The organism is Nocardiopsis alba (assembly GCF_000710955.1).
Taxonomy (GTDB): domain Bacteria; phylum Actinomycetota; class Actinomycetes; order Streptosporangiales; family Streptosporangiaceae; genus Nocardiopsis; species Nocardiopsis alba.
Genome location: NZ_BAZE01000005.1, coordinates 44029 through 65607 on the forward strand (window position 1 = coordinate 44029; position 21579 = coordinate 65607).

At 70.4% G+C, this 21579-nt stretch carries 15 protein-coding genes; 3 read left to right on the top strand and 12 right to left on the bottom strand.

Features of this window, described 5'->3' with window-relative positions; genetic code table 11:
* Positions 1-211: 211 nt before the first annotated feature.
* Positions 212-1711: a glycerol kinase GlpK gene (gene glpK, locus TR33_RS10860; protein ID WP_042282984.1), complete on the top strand. Its 1500-nt coding sequence runs from the start codon at positions 212-214 to the stop codon at positions 1709-1711.
* A 221-nt stretch (positions 1712-1932) separates the two neighbouring features.
* Positions 1933-2682 carry an MIP/aquaporin family protein gene (locus TR33_RS10865; RefSeq protein WP_042282986.1) on the top strand — a complete coding sequence of 250 codons (750 nt, stop codon included), beginning with the start codon at positions 1933-1935 and terminating at the stop codon, positions 2680-2682.
* 81 nt (positions 2683-2763) lie between these two features.
* On the opposite strand, the gene TR33_RS10870 is transcribed toward TR33_RS10865, so the two are convergent.
* Positions 2764-3618, bottom strand: a complete 855-nt coding sequence (locus tag TR33_RS10870; protein WP_042282989.1) for a helix-turn-helix domain-containing protein — start codon at positions 3616-3618, stop codon at positions 2764-2766.
* Positions 3619-4043: 425 nt separating this feature from the next.
* Here TR33_RS10870 and TR33_RS10875 point away from each other — a divergent pair, with 425 nt between their 5' ends.
* Positions 4044-5612, top strand: coding sequence for a glycerol-3-phosphate dehydrogenase/oxidase (locus TR33_RS10875; RefSeq protein WP_042282991.1), 1569 nt, complete (start codon positions 4044-4046; stop codon positions 5610-5612).
* Between the two features lie 256 nt (positions 5613-5868).
* Here the strand turns inward: TR33_RS10875 and TR33_RS10880 are convergent, their stop codons facing one another.
* The 11 genes from TR33_RS10880 to TR33_RS10930 all read right to left on the bottom strand — a co-directional run bounded on the left by TR33_RS10880 (position 5869) and on the right by TR33_RS10930 (position 21486).
* Positions 5869-6072 (bottom strand): cold-shock protein, encoded by a 204-nt coding sequence (locus TR33_RS10880; protein WP_014912876.1) that lies wholly within the window; start codon positions 6070-6072, stop codon positions 5869-5871.
* 276 nt (positions 6073-6348) lie between these two features.
* On the bottom strand, positions 6349-8835 hold the full coding sequence (locus TR33_RS10885) for a glycoside hydrolase family 2 protein (RefSeq protein WP_042282992.1): 2487 nt from the start codon (positions 8833-8835) through the stop codon (positions 6349-6351).
* Positions 8836-8870: 35 nt separating this feature from the next.
* Positions 8871-9782, bottom strand: coding sequence for an ATP-binding cassette domain-containing protein (locus TR33_RS10890; protein WP_014912448.1), 912 nt, complete (start codon positions 9780-9782; stop codon positions 8871-8873).
* Positions 9783-9786: 4 nt separating this feature from the next.
* Positions 9787-10740 (bottom strand): ABC transporter ATP-binding protein, encoded by a 954-nt coding sequence (locus tag TR33_RS10895; protein ID WP_014913533.1) that lies wholly within the window; start codon positions 10738-10740, stop codon positions 9787-9789.
* Positions 10740-11648, bottom strand: a complete 909-nt coding sequence (locus tag TR33_RS10900; RefSeq protein ID WP_017533573.1) for an ABC transporter permease — start codon at positions 11646-11648, stop codon at positions 10740-10742. The genes TR33_RS10895 and TR33_RS10900 overlap by 1 nt, the downstream gene beginning before the upstream one ends.
* A complete protein-coding gene (locus TR33_RS10905; RefSeq protein ID WP_014908617.1) occupies positions 11645-12640 on the bottom strand; it encodes an ABC transporter permease in 996 nt (331 codons plus the stop codon). The genes TR33_RS10900 and TR33_RS10905 overlap by 4 nt, the downstream gene beginning before the upstream one ends.
* A 66-nt stretch (positions 12641-12706) precedes the next feature.
* Entirely contained in the window at positions 12707-14407 is a 1701-nt protein-coding gene (locus TR33_RS10910; protein WP_026124829.1) for an ABC transporter substrate-binding protein, read from the bottom strand.
* Positions 14408-14676: 269 nt separating this feature from the next.
* Positions 14677-15696, bottom strand: coding sequence for a LacI family DNA-binding transcriptional regulator (locus TR33_RS10915; protein WP_017533572.1), 1020 nt, complete (start codon positions 15694-15696; stop codon positions 14677-14679).
* A 139-nt stretch (positions 15697-15835) separates the two neighbouring features.
* Entirely contained in the window at positions 15836-16714 is an 879-nt protein-coding gene (locus tag TR33_RS10920; RefSeq protein ID WP_042282995.1) for an Fpg/Nei family DNA glycosylase, read from the bottom strand.
* An 84-nt stretch (positions 16715-16798) separates the two neighbouring features.
* A complete protein-coding gene (locus tag TR33_RS10925; RefSeq protein ID WP_042282996.1) occupies positions 16799-19876 on the bottom strand; it encodes a DEAD/DEAH box helicase in 3078 nt (1025 codons plus the stop codon).
* Positions 19877-20022: 146 nt separating this feature from the next.
* A complete protein-coding gene (locus TR33_RS10930; protein ID WP_042282998.1) occupies positions 20023-21486 on the bottom strand; it encodes a PucR family transcriptional regulator in 1464 nt (487 codons plus the stop codon).
* Positions 21487-21579 lie beyond the last annotated feature (93 nt).

The window sequence follows — 21579 nt, forward strand, 5'->3', positions numbered from 1 at the left end:
CTCTTCGCGTGCCCGCACTCCCTTGAGACAGTGGGCCAAGGGAGTGTGATCCAGGCGACACGATTGCGTCACACGCTCTTGACATGAACAGGAAGAACAGTCGAAACTAACGCCTATTCATACGTCAATGTCGTACATCGTGCGGTGAATACCGCCCACCACGCTGTGTACAACCCCCCGTCCCCAGACACGTCACCTGAAGGCGAGACCGATGAGCCAGCAGTACGTCGCCGCGATCGACCAGGGAACCACGTCGAGTCGCTGCATCCTCTTCGACCGGGACGGTCGCATCGTCTCGGTGGATCAACGCGAGCACCGACAGATCTTCCCCAAGCCGGGGTGGGTCGAACACGATGCCCTGGAGATCTGGACCAACGTCGAGGCGGTGGTGCAGGACTCGCTCCGCAAGAGCGACATCACCCCCGACCAGATCGCCGCCATCGGTATCACCAACCAGCGTGAGACCACCCTGCTGTGGGACCGCGAGACCGGCGAGCCCGTCTACAACGCGATCGTCTGGCAGGACACCCGCACCGACGACCTGGTCCGCGAACTGGGCGCTCAGGAGGGCCAGGACCGCTTCCGCGCCAAGTGCGGCCTGCCGCTGGCCACCTACTTCTCCGGCCCCAAGATCCGCTGGCTGCTCGACAACGTCGAGGGCGTCCGCGAGCGCGCCGACCGCGGCGAGCTGATGTTCGGCACCATGGACACCTGGCTCATCTGGAAGATGACCGGCCGGCACGTCACCGACGTGACCAACGCCAGCCGCACCATGCTGATGAACCTGGAGACGCTGGCCTGGGACGAGGAGATCCTGGCCGCCATGGACATCCCGAGGAGCCTGCTCCCCGAGATCCGTTCCTCCTCCGAGGTCTATGGCGAGTCGGACGGCTACCTGGCCGGGGTCCCGGTCGCCTCCTCGCTCGGCGACCAGCACGCGGCGCTGTTCGGCCAGACCTGCTTCGACCCGGGCGACGTCAAGGGCACCTACGGCACCGGCACCTTCCTGGTGATGAACACCGGCACCGAGCCCGTCACCTCCAACAACGGCCTCCTCACCACCCTGGGCTACAAGATCGGCGACGCCCCCGCCGTGTACGCCCTGGAGGGCTCCATCGCGGTCACCGGTTCGCTGGTGCAGTGGCTGCGAGACAACCTCGGCCTGATCAGCAGCGCCCCGGAGATCGAGACGCTGGCGCGCACGGTCGACGACAACGGCGGCTGCTACATCGTCCCGGCCTTCTCCGGCCTGTTCGCCCCGCACTGGCGCAGCGACGCCCGAGGCGTCATCGCCGGTCTGACCGGCTACGTGAACAAGGGCCACATCGCCCGCGCGGTCCTGGAGGCCTCGGCCTGGCAGACCCGCGAGGTCGTCGACGCGATGAACGCCGACGCGCGGATCGACCTGACCACGCTCAAGGTCGACGGCGGCATGACCGCGGACAACCTGCTCATGCAGATCCTGTCCGACGTGCTCGACGCCGAGGTCGTCCGGCCGATGGTCGCCGAGACCACCTGTCTGGGCGCCGCCTACGCCGCCGGTCTGGCCGTGGGCTACTGGCCCGACATCGAGACCCTGCGGGCCAACTGGCACAAGGCCGCCGAGTGGAACCCGAAGATGCCAGCCGAGGTCCGCGACCGCGAGTACCACAACTGGAACAAGGCCGTGCGCCGCACCCTCGACTGGGTGGAGCACGAGGACCAGGCGTAACCACCGCCCCACCACCCCGCACACGACCGTGTCCCGGGGCTCCCGGACGACCACCGGGGGTCTCGGAACACGGTTCGGGGCACCCCCGACGGGTGCCCGACCCCGTCCACCCGTGACGGGTGCGCCCGACAACGTCCACGTGACGGCGAGGCCCGACCGGACCCCGCTCGCGGTACGGGCCCACCCGTGACCCGGCTGCCCCGTAGGGGGCGGAGGTCCCCATGGTCTATCTGGCAGAGTTCCTCGGAACGGCGATCCTGATCCTTCTCGGCGGCGGTGTCGTCGCCGGTGTCTCCCTGGCACGCTCCAAGGCCCTCAACGGGGGCTGGATCGTGGTGACGTTCGGCTGGGGTATGGCGGTCGCGATGGCCGTCTACGTCGTCGGCGCCATCAGCGGCGGCCACATCAACCCGGCCGTCACGATCGGTCTGGCCAGCATCGGCGAGTTCCCGTGGGCGCAGGTGCCCGGCTACATCGCCGCCCAGATGGCCGGTGCCTTCGTCGGCGCCTGCCTCGTCTTCCTGGCCTACTACGCGCACTGGAAGCCCACCGAGGACCCCGAGGCCAAGCTGGGCGTCTTCAGCACCGCGCCGGGCGTGCGCAACCCGATCGCCAACCTGACCACGGAGATCATCGGTACCGCGATGCTGCTCCTGGGCATCCTCGGCATCGGCGAGAACGCCGGTGCGGTGTCGGCCGGCGACGCCGACCTGTCGGCGCTGTTCGCCATGGGCTTCGCCCCGCTGATCGTCGGTCTGCTGGTCCTCGCGATCGGTCTGTCCCTCGGTGGTCCCACCGGGTACGCCATCAACCCGGCACGTGACCTGGGTCCGCGTATCGCGCACGCGCTGCTGCCGATCCCGGGCAAGGGCTCCTCGGACTGGGGCTACGCCTGGGTCCCGGTCGTGGGCCCGATCATCGGCGGCGTGATCGGCGCCTTCATCTGGAAGCTCACCAACTTCGGCGCCTGAGCACGAGGTCCTCGTACGAAGGGGCGCCCGGCGGTGGCCGGACGCCCCTTCGGCGTTCACGGCGCCCGATCCGGACCCTCTTCACGGGTCCAGGTGGACCTCGCGCAGGTACTCCTCGGTCTCCCCCGGCCGCAGCGCCACCAGCCGCAGGTGGTTGAGCAGATTCTGGTAGCGCGCCACCTCGTCGGGCTCCTCCAGGTAGATACCGTCGGTGGCGGTCTCCAGGTAGACGACGGTGGGGTCGATGGTGTCGGGGAACTCCAGGAGCACGCAGGAGCCGCCGGAGCCCGGGTTGAGTTTGTCGGCCCGGGTCATCTGCACGGTGATGTTGGGTCGCTTCACCATCTTCAGCAGGTGTTCGACCTGCGCGCGTTTGGTCTCGGGGTGGTCCTTCAGCCGCAGGAGGGAGCCCTCGTCGAAGATCGCCCACAGTTCGGGCGGGTCCTGGTCCTCCAGGATGCGCTGGCGGGTCATGCGGGCGTCGATCGCCCGCCGCACCTCCTGGGGGCCCGCCAGACAGGCCAGGGCGTTGGCCCTCATGTACTCGGGCACCTGGAGCAGCCCGGGGATCATGATCGGCTGCCAGGTGGTGATCGCCCGCGCCTCGGTCTCGAAGCCGACGAAGCGCGGGGCCAGGACGTCGCGGTAGCGGGTCCACCACCCCCGCTCCAGGGACTGTCGACACAGGTCGAGGATCTCGTCGTACTCTCGTCCGGGCGGCACCTCGCAGGCCTCCAGGATCGCCTTGACCTCGGTGACCCGCGGGCGTTTCTTCACCCCCGACTCGATGTTGGAATAGGTGGACCTGGACATCCCGGCGGCGACCGCGACCTCTTCACTGGTCTTACGGACCTTGAGCCTGATCCTCCGGAGTTCGGCGGAGAGACGGCGGCGCCGGATCGTGGGTGAGTACCTAGTGGCCATGATGGGGCTCATCGTAGATCCGGGAACCCCTTCCGAGGGGGTGATCGGCAGAACCCGGAGTCCAGGAGGCGAATCCGTTCGCGGAAGCGGAAGGCCCGTTCCGAAAACCCTGGATTCCCGGGCCCGGTCGGACACTTCGGGCGTTCACCCCGGCACGACCCACAAGAGACCTCTCACGAAGCCCCTCACCCCTTCACCATGCGACAATGCCGAACATCAGTAACACCCTGAGACCACTCTGTTCTCTGGAGTCACATCCACACCACCCTCGATGGTGATGTTCACCCCCATACCCGGCAGGTCCCGGCCAACGTATGGCCGACCTTGGGTGGCGTTCGGCATTGTCGTATTATGCAGGTGACACCAGCCTGAAACGTGGAGTCCGTTCAGGTACGTGCGGCACTCGCCACCCCTCCCCTACGGACGGAGCACCAGCCATGACCGCCAGCATCCACCGCAGCGACGCCCCCGTGATCCGGGCACGCACACGCGAGGAACTCACGCGGGGCACCTTCGACCTCCTCGTCATCGGCGGCGGCATCCTGGGCACCTCCATCGCCTGGACCGCCACCCAGGCCGGCCTGAGGGTCGCCATGGTCGACGCCGGCGACTTCGCCGGAGCCACCTCCAGCGCCTCCTCCAAGCTCGTCCACGGCGGGCTGCGCTACCTCCAGACCGGCAACGTGAAACTGGTCGCCGAGAACCACAAGGAACGTCGCGCCCTCGCCGCCGACGTCGCCCCGCACCTGGTCAACCACCGGCCCTTCCTCGTACCGATCTACTCCGACGGCCCGCACGGCGCCGCCAAGATGGGCGCCGGGGTCTTCCTGTACTCGGCCCTGTCGGCGTTCGGCGACGGCATGGGACGCCTGCTCTCCCCGCGCCAGGCCACCCGCCTGGCCCCGGGCCTGCGCACCGACGGCCTGAAGTCGGTCGCCGCCTACAGCGACCACCAGATGAACGACAGCCGCATGGCCGTGATGACGGTGCGCGCCGCCGTCGACGCCGGCGCCGTCGTGCTCAACCACGCCGAGGTCCGGTCGCTGCGCACCACGCGCGGCCGGGTCACCGGGGCCGACCTGCGCGACCGGATCGCCGGCGACGAGTTCGGGATCGACGCGAAGCTGGTCCTCAACGCGACCGGCCCGTGGGTCGACCACCTGCGTCGCATGGAGAACCCGGGCGCCGACCCCAGCGTGCGTCTGTCCAAGGGCGCCCACCTGGTGCTGCGCACCCCGGAGCCGTGGAGCGCCGCGCTCACCATCCCCGTGGACAAGTACCGCGTCTCCTTCGCCATCCCGTGGGAGGGCCACCTGCTGCTGGGCACCACGGACGAGGCCTATGAGGGCGACCCGGCCCAGGTCGGCGTGGTCTCCACCGACATCGACCAGATCCTGGCCGAGGCGTCCCTGGGCATCGACGCTCCTTACCTCGACCGCGACCACATGACCTACTCCTTCGCCGGCCTGCGCGTGCTGCCCGGCGGACCCGGCGACACCAGTTCGGCCAAGCGGGAGACCGTGGTCACCCAGGGCCGGGGCGGCATGCTCTCGGTGGCCGGCGGCAAGTGGACCACCTACCGGCACATCGGCCGGACGGTCCTGGAGGAGCTGCGCAAGGTGGCCTCGGTCCCGCTGGGCGAGGACATGGCCGACCCGCTGCGGACGGTCCCGCTGCCCGGCCTGGCCAGCCCCGACGCGGTCGCCCAGCGTCTGATCACCGACCGCGAGCCCGGCACCCGGCTCGACCCGCTGGTCGCCCGGCACCTGGCCTCGCACTACGGCAGCCTGGCCATGGACATCGCCGCGCTGGTGCGCGACGAGCCGGCCCTGGGCGAGCGGATCCACCCCGACGGGCCGGACGTGTGGGCGCAGGTGGTGTTCGCCCGCGACCACGAGTGGGCGGTGACCGTCGACGACGCCCTGCGTCGCCGCACCACCGTGACCGTGCGCGGCCTGGACACCCCCGAGGTGCGTGAGCGCACCCGCGCGCTGCTGGAGTCCTAGATCGTGTTCTTCGGATCATTCCTCCCGCGCCGTCGCCCGCCACCACCCTCAACGGTCGCGCTGACGCGCGCGGTGCTTCACACGGTGCCGGGCTTCCTCTCGCCAAGGATCGGCTCCGCCGATGCCGAACGAAAGCATCCGAAGAACACTCCCCAGCGAACATGAGAACACCCCCGGCGGGCGATGCCCACCGGGGGTGTTCAGGTGACGTTCACACCCCCGTGAACGGGGGTGACGACACCACGTCTATGCGGTCTTAGATCGCGACGACGTTCTCGGCCTGCGGGCCGCGGGTGCCGGCGACGATCTCGAACTCCACGCGCTGGTTCTCCTCCAGGTTACGGAAGCCCGTGCCCTGGATGGCGCTGTAGTGAACGAAGGCGTCGGGGCCACCGTCGTCGGGGGAGATGAAGCCGAAGCCCTTCTCGCCGTTGAACCACTTCACAGTTCCCTGAGCCATGTTCTCTCCTTCAGCTCGGTGTACACGGACGCATACTCACGCCCGAAAATTGCCGCGAGCCGACTCCATGAGAAACCGCCCGCCGGTCACAAACTCCGCGGGCAAGACACCAACTGCGAAATTCAACGACTAACAATCCCCTTGAACGTACCACAGCCACACGACATGGCGAGGGATTTCGATGTGGCAACCCGCACGGCGCGTCGAGGAATATCGACGGGTGCCGAAGGGAACGCGTGTGATTCACGTTGCGATCACCGGACGGTCACGAGATGCTCACGAAGGGGTCGCCATGGTGTCGTTGACGCACCTCAGAACGGGTGGGGACAGCACCGCCTCCGGATCCAGCCCCGCGCCACCGAGCACCGTGAAGGTATGGGACTCCCCCGGTAGCAGGGTCACCAGAGCGCTGTCCGCCTCCACCTCCGGATCGATCCTGTCGACGTTCAGGACCAGATCCCGCAAGAGCACTCGGGCCCTCACCTTCACCCGCAAATCCGAGCCGAACGTCTGTGTTTCTCCATCGAATTCCGGTTTACGGTAGGCCAGATCCCGATCCCTGGAGAAGAACCACCAGGCCCGTTCTCCGGCCCCGTCCACGGTCAACACCTCCGCCGTCGGGTCTCCCGCGCGTCCCACCCCCTCGGGCACCGGGACGCGGAGCGCCCCGCGCGGCTCCACCCGTACCGATCGGGTCACCGAGGAGAGCACCTCGCCCGTGGAGATCTCCCGCCGGGCCACCGTCACCTCGGTCTCCCACATCAGGTCGGTGTCGTTGCCCAGGACGACCTCCACGTCCTCTCCGAGTGGTCGGACCACCGACACGCGGTCCGCGTGGACGCGGCGCAGCGCGTACCACAGGGGTTTGCGGCGACCGGCGCCGTCCACCGCCGACCAGGAGGTGACCGGCCAGCAGTCGTTGAGCTGCCAGACCACCGTGCCCGTGCAGTAGGGCCAGGTGGAGCGGAAGTGGCCGACCCCCACCGTCAACGCCCGAGCCTGGTTGACCTGGGTCAGGTAGTGCCAGTCGTCGTAGCCCCATTCCCGGTCTCCGAAGTGGGCGACCAGCCCGCGGGCCAGTTTGTCCTGCCCGTCGATGGCCTTCTGGTGGTGGCGGACGCCGGGCGAGGTCGAGGTGAGCGGCTCGTCCGTCACCGTCGCGCGCAGGGTGGCGTGCGTGGGCGGCGCCTGATAACCGAACTCGGCGGCGAAGCGCGGGGCGTGCTCGCGGTAGACGGTGTAGTCCCGTTCGTTCCACACGTCCCACAGGTGCGTGACACCGTGTCCGGGGGCGTTGGGGTGGACCCCCTCGCCCGGAGAGTAGGGGCTCCCCGGCAGGTAGGGGCGGGTGGGGTCGAGTTCGGCCACCACCCGGGGCAGCAGGTCGAGGTAGTAGCCGGCACCCCAGGGTCGTCCGTCCAACTCCTCCTTCCAACCCCAGTCCTCGTGTCCCCAGAGGTTCTCGTTGTTGCCGCACCACACCGCCAGGCTCGGGTGCGCCGAAAGGCGGGTGACGGCCTCGCGCGCCTCGGCCTCCACCTCCGAGTACAGGGGCTCGTCCTCCGGGTAGGCGGCGCAGGCGAACAGGAAGTCCTGCCAGACCAGCACGCCCCGCTCGGAGCACAGTTCGTAGAAGTCCTCGGACTCGTAGATCCCGCCGCCCCACACCCGCAGCAGGTTCACCCCGGCCTCGCGGGCCTGGTCGATCCGTGTCCGGTAGCGATCACGGTCGACCCGGGAGGGGAAGGTGTCGTCGGGGATCCAGTTGGCGCCCCGGATCAGGACGTCGCGGCCGTTGATCCGCAGCGCGAAGGAGGTCCCGTGCTCGTCGGGCTCCTCGTTCACCTCGACCCGACGGAACCCGATCCGACGTTCCCAGGTGTCGAGGACGCCGTCTCCGACCGCCACGGTCACCCTCAGCCCGTACAGCGGCCGATCGCCATGGCCGCGCGGCCACCAGAGGTCGGGGGCGGCCACGGTCGCCTCCAGGACCGCCGTGGTCTCCCCCGCGCCGAGCGTCGCGGCGACCTCCTCCCCCGCGATCGAAGCGGTCAGGGCGAGCGGCTCGTCGTGTCCGGCGTCGGTCCGCTCCACCTCCACGTGGGCCCGGACCACCCCGGTGGCGTGGTCCTCGGAGAGCGAGACCAGGGGCCGGACCGAGGCGATCCGCGCCGTGGACCAGGCGTGCAGCCGGATCGGCTGCCAGATCCCCGCCGTGACCAGCGTCGGCCCCCAGTCCCAGCCGAAGCCGCAGGCCATCCGACGGATGTACTGGTAGGGCTCGTCGTAGGCGCCGGGCAGAGGCCCCGTCCGCTCCCGGTTCTCCTCCGCGTACCGGTAGGGCGAGGCGAACTCCACGTCCAGCCCCGGTGCCTCTCCCTCCTGAACGAGGGCCTCGGTGACGTCGAACCGGTACGAGCGGTGCATGTCGAACGTCCGCCCGACCTCCCGACCGCCGACGCGGAGCGTGGCCACGGTGTCCAGGCCCTCGCAGACCAGGTCGATCCGCTCGGCCGCGCCGTCGGTCAGGGCGGCGCGCTCCCCCGCGAGGGAACGCGTGTACCTCCAGTCACCGCGGCCGATCCAGGCCAGCCGGGTCTCGTTGTCGTCGAGATAGGGGTCCTCGATCAGACCTTCGGCGAGCAGATCGGTGTGGACGCACCCCGGAACGGTCGCGGGGACCGTCCCGATGTCGGCGGCCCTCCCCGTCGGGGCCACCGGGGTCAGGGACCAGCCGTCGTGCAGGTCGAGCCACGTGCTCATCGTTCTTCCTCTCCTACCGGGGTGTGGTGGTGCGGTCAGCCCTGGTCGATACCGACGAAGTGCCCCTCCTCGACCTCGACCAGCGGGGCGGAGAAGTCGCCCTCGGCCACCGTGGGCAGGTCGATCTCCGGCGGCGGATGGGCCGCCCGCTCCGCGTCCACCTCCGCCCAGGTGCGGTCCATCCGGGGCACGCACGAGAGCAGGTGACGGCTGTAGGGGTGCAGCGGGTTCTCGAACACCCGGCGGGTCGGCCCCATCTCCGCGACGGCGCCCTTGCGCAGGATCACCGTCCGGTCGCTCACGTAGTTGCCCAGCGAGAGGTCGTGGGTGACGAAGAGGACCCCCAGCCCCCGCTCCTTCAGGTCCACCAGCAGATTGAGCACGTCGATCCGGGTGGAGGCGTCCAACATGCTGATGATCTCGTCGGCCACCAGCAGCCTGATGTCCAACAACAACGCCCGGGCGATGAGCAGCCGTTGGAGCTGCCCGCCGCTCAACTGGTGCGGGTACTTGTCCAGCACGTTCCCCGGATCCAGCCGGACCGTGCCGACCGCGTCCAGGACCCGCTCCCGCCAGTCGGCGTCCGACACCTTCGGGAAGTAGGAGGAGCGGATCATCTCGAAGACCCGGTCGGCCTTGAAGATCGGGTTGAAGGAGCTGAAGGGGTCCTGGAAGACGCCCTGGACGTGGCGGTAGTACTCCTTGCGCGCGGCGAAGCCCCTGATGCGGGAGACGTCGCGCCCCTCGAAGAGGATGCGGCCCTCGTCGGCCCGGGTCAGCCCCAGCACCATCTTCCCGATCGTGCTCTTGCCGCTCCCGCTCTCTCCGATCAGCGAGACCACCTGGCCGGGCTCCACGGTCAGGTCGACGTCGCGCACCGCGCGCAGCCGTCCTCCCCCGAACGCGCCCACCCGGTACACCTTGTGCACGTGGCTCAGTTCCAGCACGGCGCTACGCTCCCGTCTTCCAGCAGGCGACCCGGTGACCCGGCGCGACCTCCGTCAACGGAGGCGTTCGCAGACACTCCTCGGAGGCGAGGGGGCACCTGGCCCTGAACCGACAGCCGACCGGCGGATCGAGCAGGCCCGGCGGGGTGCCGGGGATCCCCTCCAGACGTGTGTCCGAGGTGGTCGTGCCGACCTCGGGCAGCGCCCCGATGAGCATCCGGGTGTAGGGGTGGCGGGGCGCCTCGATGATCGTGCGCGTCGACGCCTTCTCGGCGATGCGCCCCGCGTACATGACCATGACCGTGTCGGCCATCTGATGGACGAGCGAGATGTCATGGGTCACGAAGATCATGCTCTTGACGTAGCCGCGGTCGCGGAACCCCACCAGGGACTCCACCACCGACCGCTGCGTCGACACGTCCAGGGCCGAGGTCGCCTCGTCCGCGATGAGCAGTGAGGGGTCGAGCAGGGTCGACATGACCATGACCACGCGCTGCTTCATCCCGCCGGACAGTTCGATCGGATAGCGACCGAGCACGTCGGGCTCCAGACCGACCAGCTCCAGACGTCGCCGCAGCTCGTCGGCGACCTTACGAGGCCGTACCCCGCGCGAACGCAGCAGCTCGTCGATCATCCGCCCGATCTTGCGGGTGGGGTTGAGCGCGCTCATCGCGTACTGCGGGATGAGCGAGACCCGGTGGTAGCGGAACGGGACCATCGCCCGGTCGTCGGCGATGGGCAGCTCCTCGCCGTCCAGCTCGACCGTGCCGCCCACGTGCCGCATCCGCCCGTCGAGACGGATCAGGCTCTTGCCGAGGGTGGTCTTGCCGCAGCCCGACTCCCCGGCCAGGCCCATGATCTCGCCGTCGGCGAGTTCGAAGTCGACCCCGTCGAGGGCGTGGACGTCCCCGCGCAGGGTCCGGTAGTGGACCTTCAGGTCGTTGACGCGCAGGGTCATCACAGCTCCCGCAGCTTGGGGTTGAAAACCTCGTCCAACCCGACGTTGAGGATGTACATCGAACCGACCAGGAGGGTGATCCCGGCGCCCGGCGGGATGAACCACCACCACAGGCCCAGTTGCAGGGCGCTCCAGGCGACGGCGCTCTCCAACATCAGTCCGAGCGAGACCCCGCCGGCCGGGCCCAGTCCGATGAAGTCCAGCCCGGCTGCGATGAGCACCGCCCCGCCGAACAGGAGGATGAACGACATCACCAGGTAGGAGCTCATGTTGGGGGCCAGCTCGCTGGTGATGATCCGCCAGGTGCGACGACCGCTGAGCCGGGCCAGGTCCACGTAGTCGCGGGAGGCCAGGGACAGGGTCTGGGAGCGGACCGCCCGCGCCGCCCAGGGCCAGGACGTCAGGCCGATGAACAGCGCCTGCACGACCAGGCCGCGCACGTCCAGGTAGGCGACGGCGACGATGAGCACGACCATCCCGGGCAGGACCAGCACCACGTTGGTGAGCATGTTGAGGATCTCGTCGACGATCCCGCCCTTGTAGCCGGCGACGAAGCCGACGGTGGTGCCGATGAGGAAGGCGATGCCGCCGCCGAGGGTTCCGGTGAGGAAGGTCGAGCGCAGGCCGTGGACGAACTGGGCCCAGACGTCCTGTCCGAAGGAGGTGGTGCCCAGCCAGTACTCGCCGCTGGGCGGGGTGCTCTGCGGGCCGATGTACTGGTTGGGTCCGTGGTCGATGAACAGCGGCCCGATCAGCCCGATACCGAGCAGCAGGAGCACGATGCTCGCGCCGATGAGCAGTTTGGGGTTGCGTCGGGCGTAGTAGAGGGTCTCGGAGGTGCGGCGTTCGCCGCCCGCCCCCGTAGTGCCGGGATCGGCGGTGCCGGGGGTTCCGGGGACGTCGGTCACGACGCGCCTCCCGTCATCCGCACCCGGGTACGGGGGTCGACCAGGACGTAGACGATGTCGATGATGAAGTTCGCGATCAGCACTCCGACCACCACGAAGAGGAAGATCCCCTGCAACAGGAAGAAGTCGTTGTTGTTCAGGGAGTTGAGGATCAGGGTGCCGAGGCCGGGGTAGTTGAAAACGACCTCGGTGAGCAGCGCCCCGGCGATGATCGTGCCCAGTTGGACGGCCAGGCCGGTGATCTGCGGCAGCATCGCGTTGCGGAAGGCGTAGCGGCGGATGAGGCGGCGCGGGGCGCCGAGCGCCTGGAGGTAGTTCGAGTAGTCCGCCTCCAGCTCGTAGATGATCATGTTGCGCATGCCGATCGCCCAGCCGCCCAGCGCCACCACGAACATGGACAGGAACGGCAGGAACCAGTGGCTGACCAGGTTCGTGAAGAAGCCCCACGTCCATGAGGGGGTGAGGGCGAAGCTGTAGCCGCCCGCCGTCGGGAAGAACCCGCCGACCACGCCCAGGGCCCAGGCCAGGAGCAGCGCGAGCCACATGTACGGGGTGGCGGTCAGGATGTAGCCGATCGGCAGGACGGTGTTGTCCAGGACCTTGCTGCGGGCGGCGAAGGCCCCCAGCCGATTGCCGATGATCCAGCTGAGGATGATGGCGGGCAGCAGCAGCCCGAGGGTGAAGGGGACGTGCCGCAGGATGATGTCGACGACGGGCTCGGGGTAGAGCCAGACGCTGACTCCCAGGTCACCGCGGAAGAGTCCGGCCCAGAAGGCGAAGTACTGCTGGTGCAGAGGGGTGTCGAGGCCGAAGACCTCGTTGTAGTAGGCGGTCATCCGTTCCAGGGCCTCCGGGTCGGAGACCGAGGCCCTGCTGAGCATGCTGCGGACGGGATCGCCGGGCATGAAGCGCGGGATCATCCAGTTGATGGTGACCGCCACGACGAAGGTGATGCCGTAGATCCCGAGTTTGCGGCCTATGTAGCGCCACACGTGTGTCCTCCGGGTGTGGGGGCGCGTGTGGGGCGCGTCCGTGGAGGGAGACGCCCCACGTGCGCGCTATTCGACCGGTTCGATCTCGGCGAGGGTGTAGATCGCACCCAGCTGGTACAGGTTGTTCCACATGGTGGCGTAGGAGTCGGGGGTGTCGGGGTCCTCGCTCGGCCAGTTGGTCCACACCCGGTTGCTGGACTGCGACCACAGGCCGTTGTACCAGAGCGGGATGACCGGCAGATCGGCCAGGAAGATCTCCTGGATCTGCGAGGTGATCTCGGCCGCGCCCTCGATGTCGTCGGTCGGGGTGGCCGCGAGCCTCTCGGTCAGCTCCCAGGCCTCCTCGTTCTCGTAACGGGCGTAGTTGGCGGTGATCTGCTCATCGCGGATCGGCAGCTGGAAAATGAAGTCGTAGTAGGTCCAGGGCGTGTTGCTCAGACCCCGGTCGTTGTTGATCATCAGGTCGAACTCGGCCCTGCGGAAGTTCTCGATCAGCAGGTCCTGCTCGGGGAAGGCGGGCGTGACGTCGATGCCCACCTCCTCGGCGTTGCCCGCGATGATGTTGGCCGCCTCCATCCAGTCGGTCCAACCGGAGGGGACCGCCAGTTCGAGGGAGAGGGGTTCGCCGTCGGGGGTCTCGACGTAGCCGTCGCCGTCCTCGTCGACGTAACCGGCGTCCTCCAGGATCCTCACGGCCTCGTCCGCGTCGTAGGAGAAGCCCTCCTCCGCCACCAGCTCGTGGTCGATGTAGTCGTCCCAGGGCTGGAGCAGGCCGGTGGGGTCGGCCGCCTCGACCAGGTTCGTGTAGGGGCCCGAGATGATCTGGTCGATGTCGATCGCGTGGGCCAGCGCCCTGCGGAACTCGGGATCGCCCAGCGCCTCGTGTTCGTGGTTGGGGATGAGCCAGGCGGTGTTGGCCGACCGCATGTAGGGCGGCTCTTCGTAGTAGCTCGTGATGGTCTCGTCGCGCTCGATGACCTGGTCGATCCCGGGGAGGAAGTTGTTCGACATGTCGACCTCGTGGTTGCCGAGCATGTTCATCGTGACCTCGTTGGAGGCGTTGACGATGTCCACGATGTAGGTGGCGCTCATCTCCAGCCCCAGCGCCTCGGTGCCCCACCAGTCGTCGTTGCGGCGCCAGACCATGCGGTCGTCGGCGTGGTTCTCGTAGACGTAGGGGCCGGTACCGACCGGATCGGCGTTGGGGTCGTCGTTGACCTGCGCCTGGTCCTTGTCGGCCCAGAGGTGCTCGGGGACGATCGCGCGGTTGGCGACCCAGTTCATCCACTCCTGGGGGCGAGGCTCGGAGAAGGTGACGGTGACCTCGCGTTCACCGGTGGCCTCGGCGCTCTCGACGAAGTCCCAGATGTTGCTGTAGTGGATGTCGAAGTGGCCCAGCTCCAGGGTGGTGACCACGTCCTCGGCGACCAGCGGTTCGCCGTCGGTCCACTCGATCCCCTCGCGGAGGGTGATGACGTGGGTGTTCTCGTCCGGCCATTCGTCGCTCTCGGCGAGCCAGGGCGTGTAGTCGTTCTCCTCCGGGTCGAACAGGAAGAGGGGCTCGTAGACCAGCCCCACCGTGCCGACCGCGTAGTTGCCCTCCATGATGGGGTTCCAGTTGGTCGGGGGTCCCCACGCGGTGCCCGTGGTGTACAGGGTCTCGTTCCGGGGGTAGCCGCCGGAACCGCCCGCTCCGCTCTCTCCCGTGCAGGCGGTGGCGACCAGCACCACCGCCGTCAGGACGGCGGGAAGCCTCAGAGATCTCATCTCGACTCCTTCTTCCACCCGGTCGGCCCTCTCGGGGGGAGGCCGAGTGCCGTGCAGAGGTCCGGGAGCGCTCCCACACAGGGGCGCGGAGGGCCGTTGCTGAACCGGGTAAGTGACGTCAACAACAACATGACCGACAGAAGCCCGTCAATCCCCCGGAACTTCCCTGTTACGCGCTTGTGACAGCCTCACCGGGCACGACGTCACCGAGAACCCGCCCGGCGCACGCGGGCCGACGGGGCGGTCGAGGCCGGTGGGGCGGCCGGGGTTCAGTGGGACAGCGGTCCGGTGCTCCCCCGTGGCCGCAGCTCTCCCGGCGGGGTCTCCACGTCATCGACCCGCTCCTCCGCCAGAAGACCGCCGAGCATCCGCGCCGCCTCGCGTCCGTTTCCGACCACGTCCCGGGCGATCGCGGTCAACGAGGGCCGCACCAGACGGCACAGCGCCGAGTCGTCCCAGGCCACGATCGACAACCGACCCGGAACGTCCACCCCCATCTCGGAGGCCACCCCCAGGGCCGCCACCGCCATGAGGTCGTTGTCGTAGACCAGGGCCGTGGGCGGATCGGCCGTGGCCAACAGGCGCCGCGTGACCCGGGCGCCCTCCTCGCCGGTGTAGTCGGCGTGCACCGTGCGCGCCTCCGCCACCCCGGCGAGGCGGGCCGCCTCGCGGAAGGCCTCGGTCCGGCTGCGCGTGTGCGCGAAGAACTCCGGGCCCGCCACCCGGACGATCCGCCGATGCCCCAGGGCGGCGAGGTAGTGCACCACCTCGCGCACGGAGACGGCGTCGTCGGTGTACAGGCACGGGACCCCGCCGGTGCCCTCCGGCCCGCCCAGGATCACCGCGGGCAGCGGCAGATCTCGGGCCAGGGCCGGGCGGGGGTCCTCGACCCGCAGGTCCACCATGATCACCCCGTCCACCCGGCGTTCGGTGGCCCAGCGGCGGTAGACCGCGAGTTCGGCCGCCACGTCCTCGGTGACCTGGAGCATCAGGTCGATCCCGGAGGAGGTCAGTTCGGTCTCGATCCCCGAGACCAGGCGCATGAAGAACGGTTCGATGCCGAGCGATCGGGCCGGACGGTCCACGACCATGCCGATCGCGCCGACCCGGCCGCCGGGGGCCAGGGCCCGCGCCGGGTTGCTGGGCGCCCAGCCGAGTTCGCGGGCGACCGCGAGGATCCTCGCGCGTGTGGCCTCGGAGACCCCGGGACGACCGTTGAGGGCGTAGGAGACCGCCCCTTTGGACACCCCCGCCGCCCTGGCGACGTCCATGATCGTGGGACGCCGCATCACAGAGCCCACACCGCCTCCCCACTCTGCTTCGCTGAACCGGTTAAGCCATCGGGAGGGGATTGTAACCCACGCCTCTCGGGCGGCCGAGGCCTTTTTCCGCGGCCCGGCGGCCCGAGAAGGGGACGATCCGAGAGGGTCAGGCCTGACAGCCGGGACACCAGTACAGGGTGCGACCGGCCAGTTCGGTGGCGGAGATCGGCGAGGAGCACACCCGGCAGGGCTCTCCCGTGCGGTAACAGACGTAGAGGGTGTCCGGCCGGGGCACCGGGTGGGCATCGGGGTCGGGCCGGTCCTCGGGGCGGGTCGTGATGATGTAGCCGTCACGGACCCCGTCCCGCAGGAGGGCCGACAGGTCCTCCCACAGGGCGTCCCAGCGTTCCCTGCCCAGCTCGCGGCCGGGGGTCATCGGGTCGATCCCGGCCCGGAACAGGGACTCGGCCCGGTAGATGTTGCCGATCCCGGCGATCACGTCCTGGCGCATCAGCAGCGCGGCGATGGTCGTCCGCGAGCGGTCGACGACGCGCCAGGCCCGCTCGGGGTCGGCGTCCGGGCGCAACGGATCCGGCCCCAGGCGGTCCTGGACGGCGCGCTTGTCCTCGACGGTGATGACCTCACAGGCGGAGGCGCCGCGCAGATCGGCCCAGCCGGTGGAGTTGACCAGCCGGACCCGGACGGCCCCGACCGGCTCGGGCGGGACCACGAACCCGTCGACGTCGCGCTCCAGTTCGATCCGCTCCGCTCCGGGGGTACGGGGGGCGCCCAGGTGGCGTTCCCCGTCGGCGTCGCCGAAGGTCCAGGCACCGTAGAGACCGAGGTGGACGCGGAGCCACTCGCCGGAGTCGAAACCCAGGAAGAGGTGCTTGCCGTGGGCCTCCCCCTCGGTGAGGACCCGGCCGTCGATACGGGCGGCCCCGTCGGCGAAGCGCCCCTGGGGACTGCCCGCGCGCACGGCGGTGCCCCCGAAGGTCTTGTCGAAGTGCGCCGCCAACCGGTGCAGTGTGTGGCCCTCCGGCACTCGTGCCTCCCCTTTCCCGGCCCCTCGCGGGGCGAACCGGCGCGTTCCGGACATGCCGCGCCACCTCAAGGTTAGGTCGTGTGCTCAGCAGGCGGAGAGGATCTCCTCGGCCAGGGTCCGGGGGTCGGCCAGACAACGCCAGGCCGGGACGATCACGACCAGGTCCTCGACCCCCCGGTCCAGCGCCTCGCCCCGGGCCAGCAGCCGGCGCAGGGCCGGACCGTCGGGTTCGCGGTCGAGCAGCACCACCACCCGACGCGCCCCGTAACGGACCACGAGGTCGGTCGCCCAGCCGCGGACGCGCGGCCGCACCACCACCTCGGTCCCGGCGGCCCGCAGGGCCTCGACCAGGGCGACGGTGGCCGGATCGTCCCGAGGTTCCTCCGCGAGCCCGAGCCCGCCCTCCCCGCCCCGGGCGAGCAGGGCGGTGAGCGGACCACGACCGGCGGCCCAATGGGCGCGATCCCCCACGACCACCAGTCGACGTCGGGTCCGGGTGAGCACCGAGGACCACAGGTGTCCCATCCCCATCACCCGGCGCTCGGCGATCGCGGGGGCGTCGGCCGTGAGCATCGGGGACAGCACGGTGACGTCGGTCGTACCGTCGACCGGCAGCTCCGGGCCGCCGACCCGGACCCGACGCCGCAGGACGCACTGACGCAACAGACGACGGAGCAGCGCCACCTGGGGCTGTAAGGGCGCGACCACCGTGAGGGTCCACTCCTCGGGAAGGGTCCGGTCGAGTTCGTCCACCACCACCGCGACCCGATAGGCCTCGTCACGGTTGACGTAGGAGGAACCCGGCGCCGCCTCGCAGTCACCGGCCACGTCACGCCAGTCGACGACCGGCTCGTCACCGGGGTGCGGCTCGGTCCTGACCGCGATCCGCCCTCCGTAGCAGTACTCGGAGGCCACCGAGGCCAAGGGCTCGGGCGCCCCGTCGTGCTCGTCCAGCCAGAGCGTGGCGCTCGCGCCCCGGGCGGCGGCCCGCAGCGCCGACCCCGTACCGTGGCGCAGCCCCCGCTCGTCCAGTTCCTCGGCGTCCAGCCCGGCGGTGGCCAGGGCGCGACGTTCCTCCTCCGGTTCCAGGGCGGTGGCCGGTCCGGGGTGCGCCGGGTCGCCGATCACCAGGGCGCGCACCGAACGGTAGAGCACGGGGAGCAGTTCACCGACCCTGGTCCGTTCGGCCCCCACCACGATCACCAGATCGAACGATCCGGGACCGGAGGGCAGGGCACGGGCCTGGTCGGTGCGGCAGATCCACGCGGGCAGGATGTCGAGCAGGTCCCCCATGGCCGGACGGCCTCCGCCGTCGTTCCAGTTGAGGCTCTCCAGACGGTTCACGACCGCGGCCCGCCCGCGCCGCAACCGTGGCCCGGTGACCGAGCTCAGCCGCAACGCCCCGGCCCGGCGGTGCTCCTCCATCGCCTCGTCGAGGATCGCGGTGAGCTCGTTCAGGGGCGCGCGGCGGGTCCGTCGTTCCACGGCCTCGCGCCACTCGCTCTCCATCCGGGCCACCGAGCACAGTCGCGCCAGACTCTCGGGATCGGTCGTCACACCGAGTTCACGGCGTACGGCCGAGCGGTGCGAGAGCCCGCCCAGGCCACCGGCGATGGCACGCTCGGCCCGATGCAGCCAGTACTCGGGGCCACCGCGCTCGGGCGTGAAGAGGCTCTCCGGGTTCCAGCCCCGGACGATGTCGCGGCCGCGTTCGGAGGCCAGGTCGGCCAGGACGTGCCCGCCGGAGGCCACGTCGTCCATGGCCTCCCACACCTCGCGGATCCGGTTCCAAGAGCCGACGAGGTCGTCCTCGCGCTCCACGGGCTCCCCCGGGTCGGTGATCCACGCCGGCGGCAGTCCCGTGTCGCGCACCAGGATCCGGGTGAGTCGACGCGCCTCGGCCACCCCGCCCGCCCGGACCACCGGATGTTCGGGCGAGGTATCCGCGCGGGCCAGGACCTCGTCGATGTCGCTCTCGCCATGGCAACAGATCAGGACCCGTTGCCCCTCGGCGACGGCGGTGCGCACCACCGTGTCGACCAGATCGTGCACGCCGCCGCCGGGCGGGGCGGCGGCCACGGTGAGCTGCTCGCCCATGGCCGCCCGCAGGACCTCGTACTGGGCCTGGCCCAGGGGCGAGGCGGCGATCGGCACGATCTCGGGGGCGGCCGGTTCGCTCACCGCCTCCTCCCGCGCCCTGCTTCGGGAACGGCGTCGTTCGCGCTGAGGGCGTTCCCGAGGTGCTCGGGCCTCGGGGCGGCTCCCGAGCAAGGGCTCCAGGGCGGTGCCGGGCACCGCGTCGGGGTCCAGCCCCTCCGGGTCGGTGGGATCGAGGTCGGCCAGGAGACCTTCGGGCAGGCCCGGCTCGAACGGCTCTCCCTCGGGGCGTCCGCCGGGGCCGGCCCGGTAGAGCACGGCGGTGTTGTGGGCGCCCCGGACCGGACGAAGGGGGCGGCCGCGGGTGCCCAGCGGATCGATGTCGTCCACGCGCTCGATCTCCAGCCGGGAGAGCAGGATCCGGGTCTTGGCCGCCAGTTCGGCGACGGCGGCGGGGCGGTGGATCGGGTCGGGGGCTCCGGAGCGCAGTCGGGTCCGCAGTTCGAAGAGGTCCTCGGGGTCGGTGACGCCGATCCGCGCGAGCAGGGCGACGTTGACGTCGGGTGTGCCGACGGCGCGGAGCGAGGGCGTTCCGGGGCGGTCGCGCTCTCCGGGCTCCTCCACCGGGCGCACGTCGACGACGAACAGCGGCAGCGCGATCCGATCGTCCCCCGTACCCTCCCCCAGGACGACGAGCGGGTATCCGTAGCGCAGCGCCTGGCCGTGGCGCCCGGCCAGCCGCGCGACGCGCGCGCCCTCCTCGTGGAGCGGCAGGGCCTCCCTGGCCCCGCTGAGGAGGAGTTCGGGGCCGGCGGGCATGCAGGCGTGGACGTCGGAGTCCAACCGTCCGACGGTCGCCTCGTGCCGGTGCACGGCCTCACGGTGCAGGCAGGAGCGGGTGTAGGCCAGGAACGAGTGCGTCCTGGACACGTCGACCGACCGTTTCCAGCGCAGCGAGGCCGCGCCGACCCCGGAACCCACCTCCGGCCCGTCTCCGATGGTCCCGCCCACCGGCGTGTACGAACCCGCGTGACCGATCTGCTCGTCGTCCTGGAGTGACCTCACTACGCCCCTCGACCATCCCGTGACCAGACGATTACCCTCCGCCATGAAGGCCCATTGTGGTGCATTCCGCGCGGGCTCGCCCGGGGAATGGGCGAACCCGTGGCCCTTCTCCCCTGATCGGCGAGGTGAAGGGGGTCGGGGAAGGTTCAGGAACGACCCTCGCGCAGCCGCAGGGCCACCCACAGCTCCGTCCGATGATCGGGGTCGTCGAGGTCGCCCGGGAGCAGCTCGCGAATGCGCCTCATCCGGTAACGCAGGGTGTGCCGATGCACCCCCAGCCGTTCGGCCGCCGCGTCCCAACGCCCGGAGGCCGCCAGGTAGGCGCGCAACGACGCCAACAGTTCGGCCGCGTTGCGCTGCCGATCGATCGGGGCGAGCAGGTCCTCCGCCAGGCGCAGCCCCGCCGGGCTGTCCAACAGCCCGAACAGTCCACCGGGCAGTTCGTCCGAGCGCAGCAGCGCGCGCCCCTCCTCCTCCGCCGCGGCCAGGGCCCGTTCGGCCTGGGAACGGGCGACCGCCAGGTCGGCGTACCCGACCGGCTCGCTCAACCCGACCGGTCCGTCGAAGAGTTCCCCGAGCGCCTCGGCCAGATGTCCCGACCCCGCCGCGGAGGAGAGCGCCAACGCGCCCCCGGTCCCGGCCACCGTGGTGACCAGGACCCCGTCCGGCGGCGGCCCGTCGGGCACGGGCCCTCGGGCCGCGGCCACCAGCACCGGCTCGGCGGGCAGCCCGGCCATCAACTCCTCCGCCCCCGGATGACGGGGGTCCAGAGCCCCGGCGAACAGCGCCGACAGCACGCCCGGACCGAGGCCGGGGCCCCGGGCCAGGGCCGGCCGTTCCAGTTCCAGGGAGAGCAGCGACACCGCCGCGTTGACCAGGGTGCGGTCGTCGGAACCGAACCCCTCCCTGGTGGCGACCGCGAGGAAGCCCCGTACCCGGCGGCCCGTGGCCAGGGGTTGCAGCGAGATCCGCGCGCCCCCCGAGACCAATGAGGCTCCGATCTTGGGGCCGGCGCCGCGCAGGCGGGGCAGCTCTCCGACCAGATCCGGGGCGAGGTCGACGGCCGAGGCGGGCGAGGCGTGCCGGACCACGCCGTCCGGTTCGAGGAGCAGGACTCGGGCGTCGAGTTCACGGGCCAGCCGGTCCACCACGGCGGCGGACCCGTCCAGCGCGGCCCGGGTGAGATCGCGCTGGGCGGCGAAGGCGCGGCTCAGCCCCTCGTACTCCTCCTGGGCCAGCAGTCGCGAGACCTCCTTGCCGATCGAGATGAAGGGGGTCTCCCGTGCCACCTCGATCAGGGCCAGGCCGAACTCCTCGGCGGCCTCGCGCAGTTCCTCGGGGGTCCGGTCGAAGTTGACCTCGACGCCGAAGCCGAGGCCCGCGACGTTCTTCTGTGCCAGTCTCCGCACGTAGGAGCGCAGGTCGGGAGGGTTGTCGGCCCAGCGCACCCCGGTGGTGAGCACCAGTTCGCCGCCGGCCAGGTAGGGGGTGGGGTCGGTGAGCTCACTGACCGCGACCCACTCCACCTCGCGTCGCAGCAGGTCGGATCCGGCGAGCAGCCGCAGTCGCAGTCGCGGCGTCCGCAGCAGGGAACCCAAAGTCGGCGGCATCGTCGCCCCTCTCCCCGCGTGCTCGTGGCGCGTTCGCGCCCCTCCCCCTCTGTGGCCGCACCGCACCTGACGCAATGGCGTACGGCCTCCCTT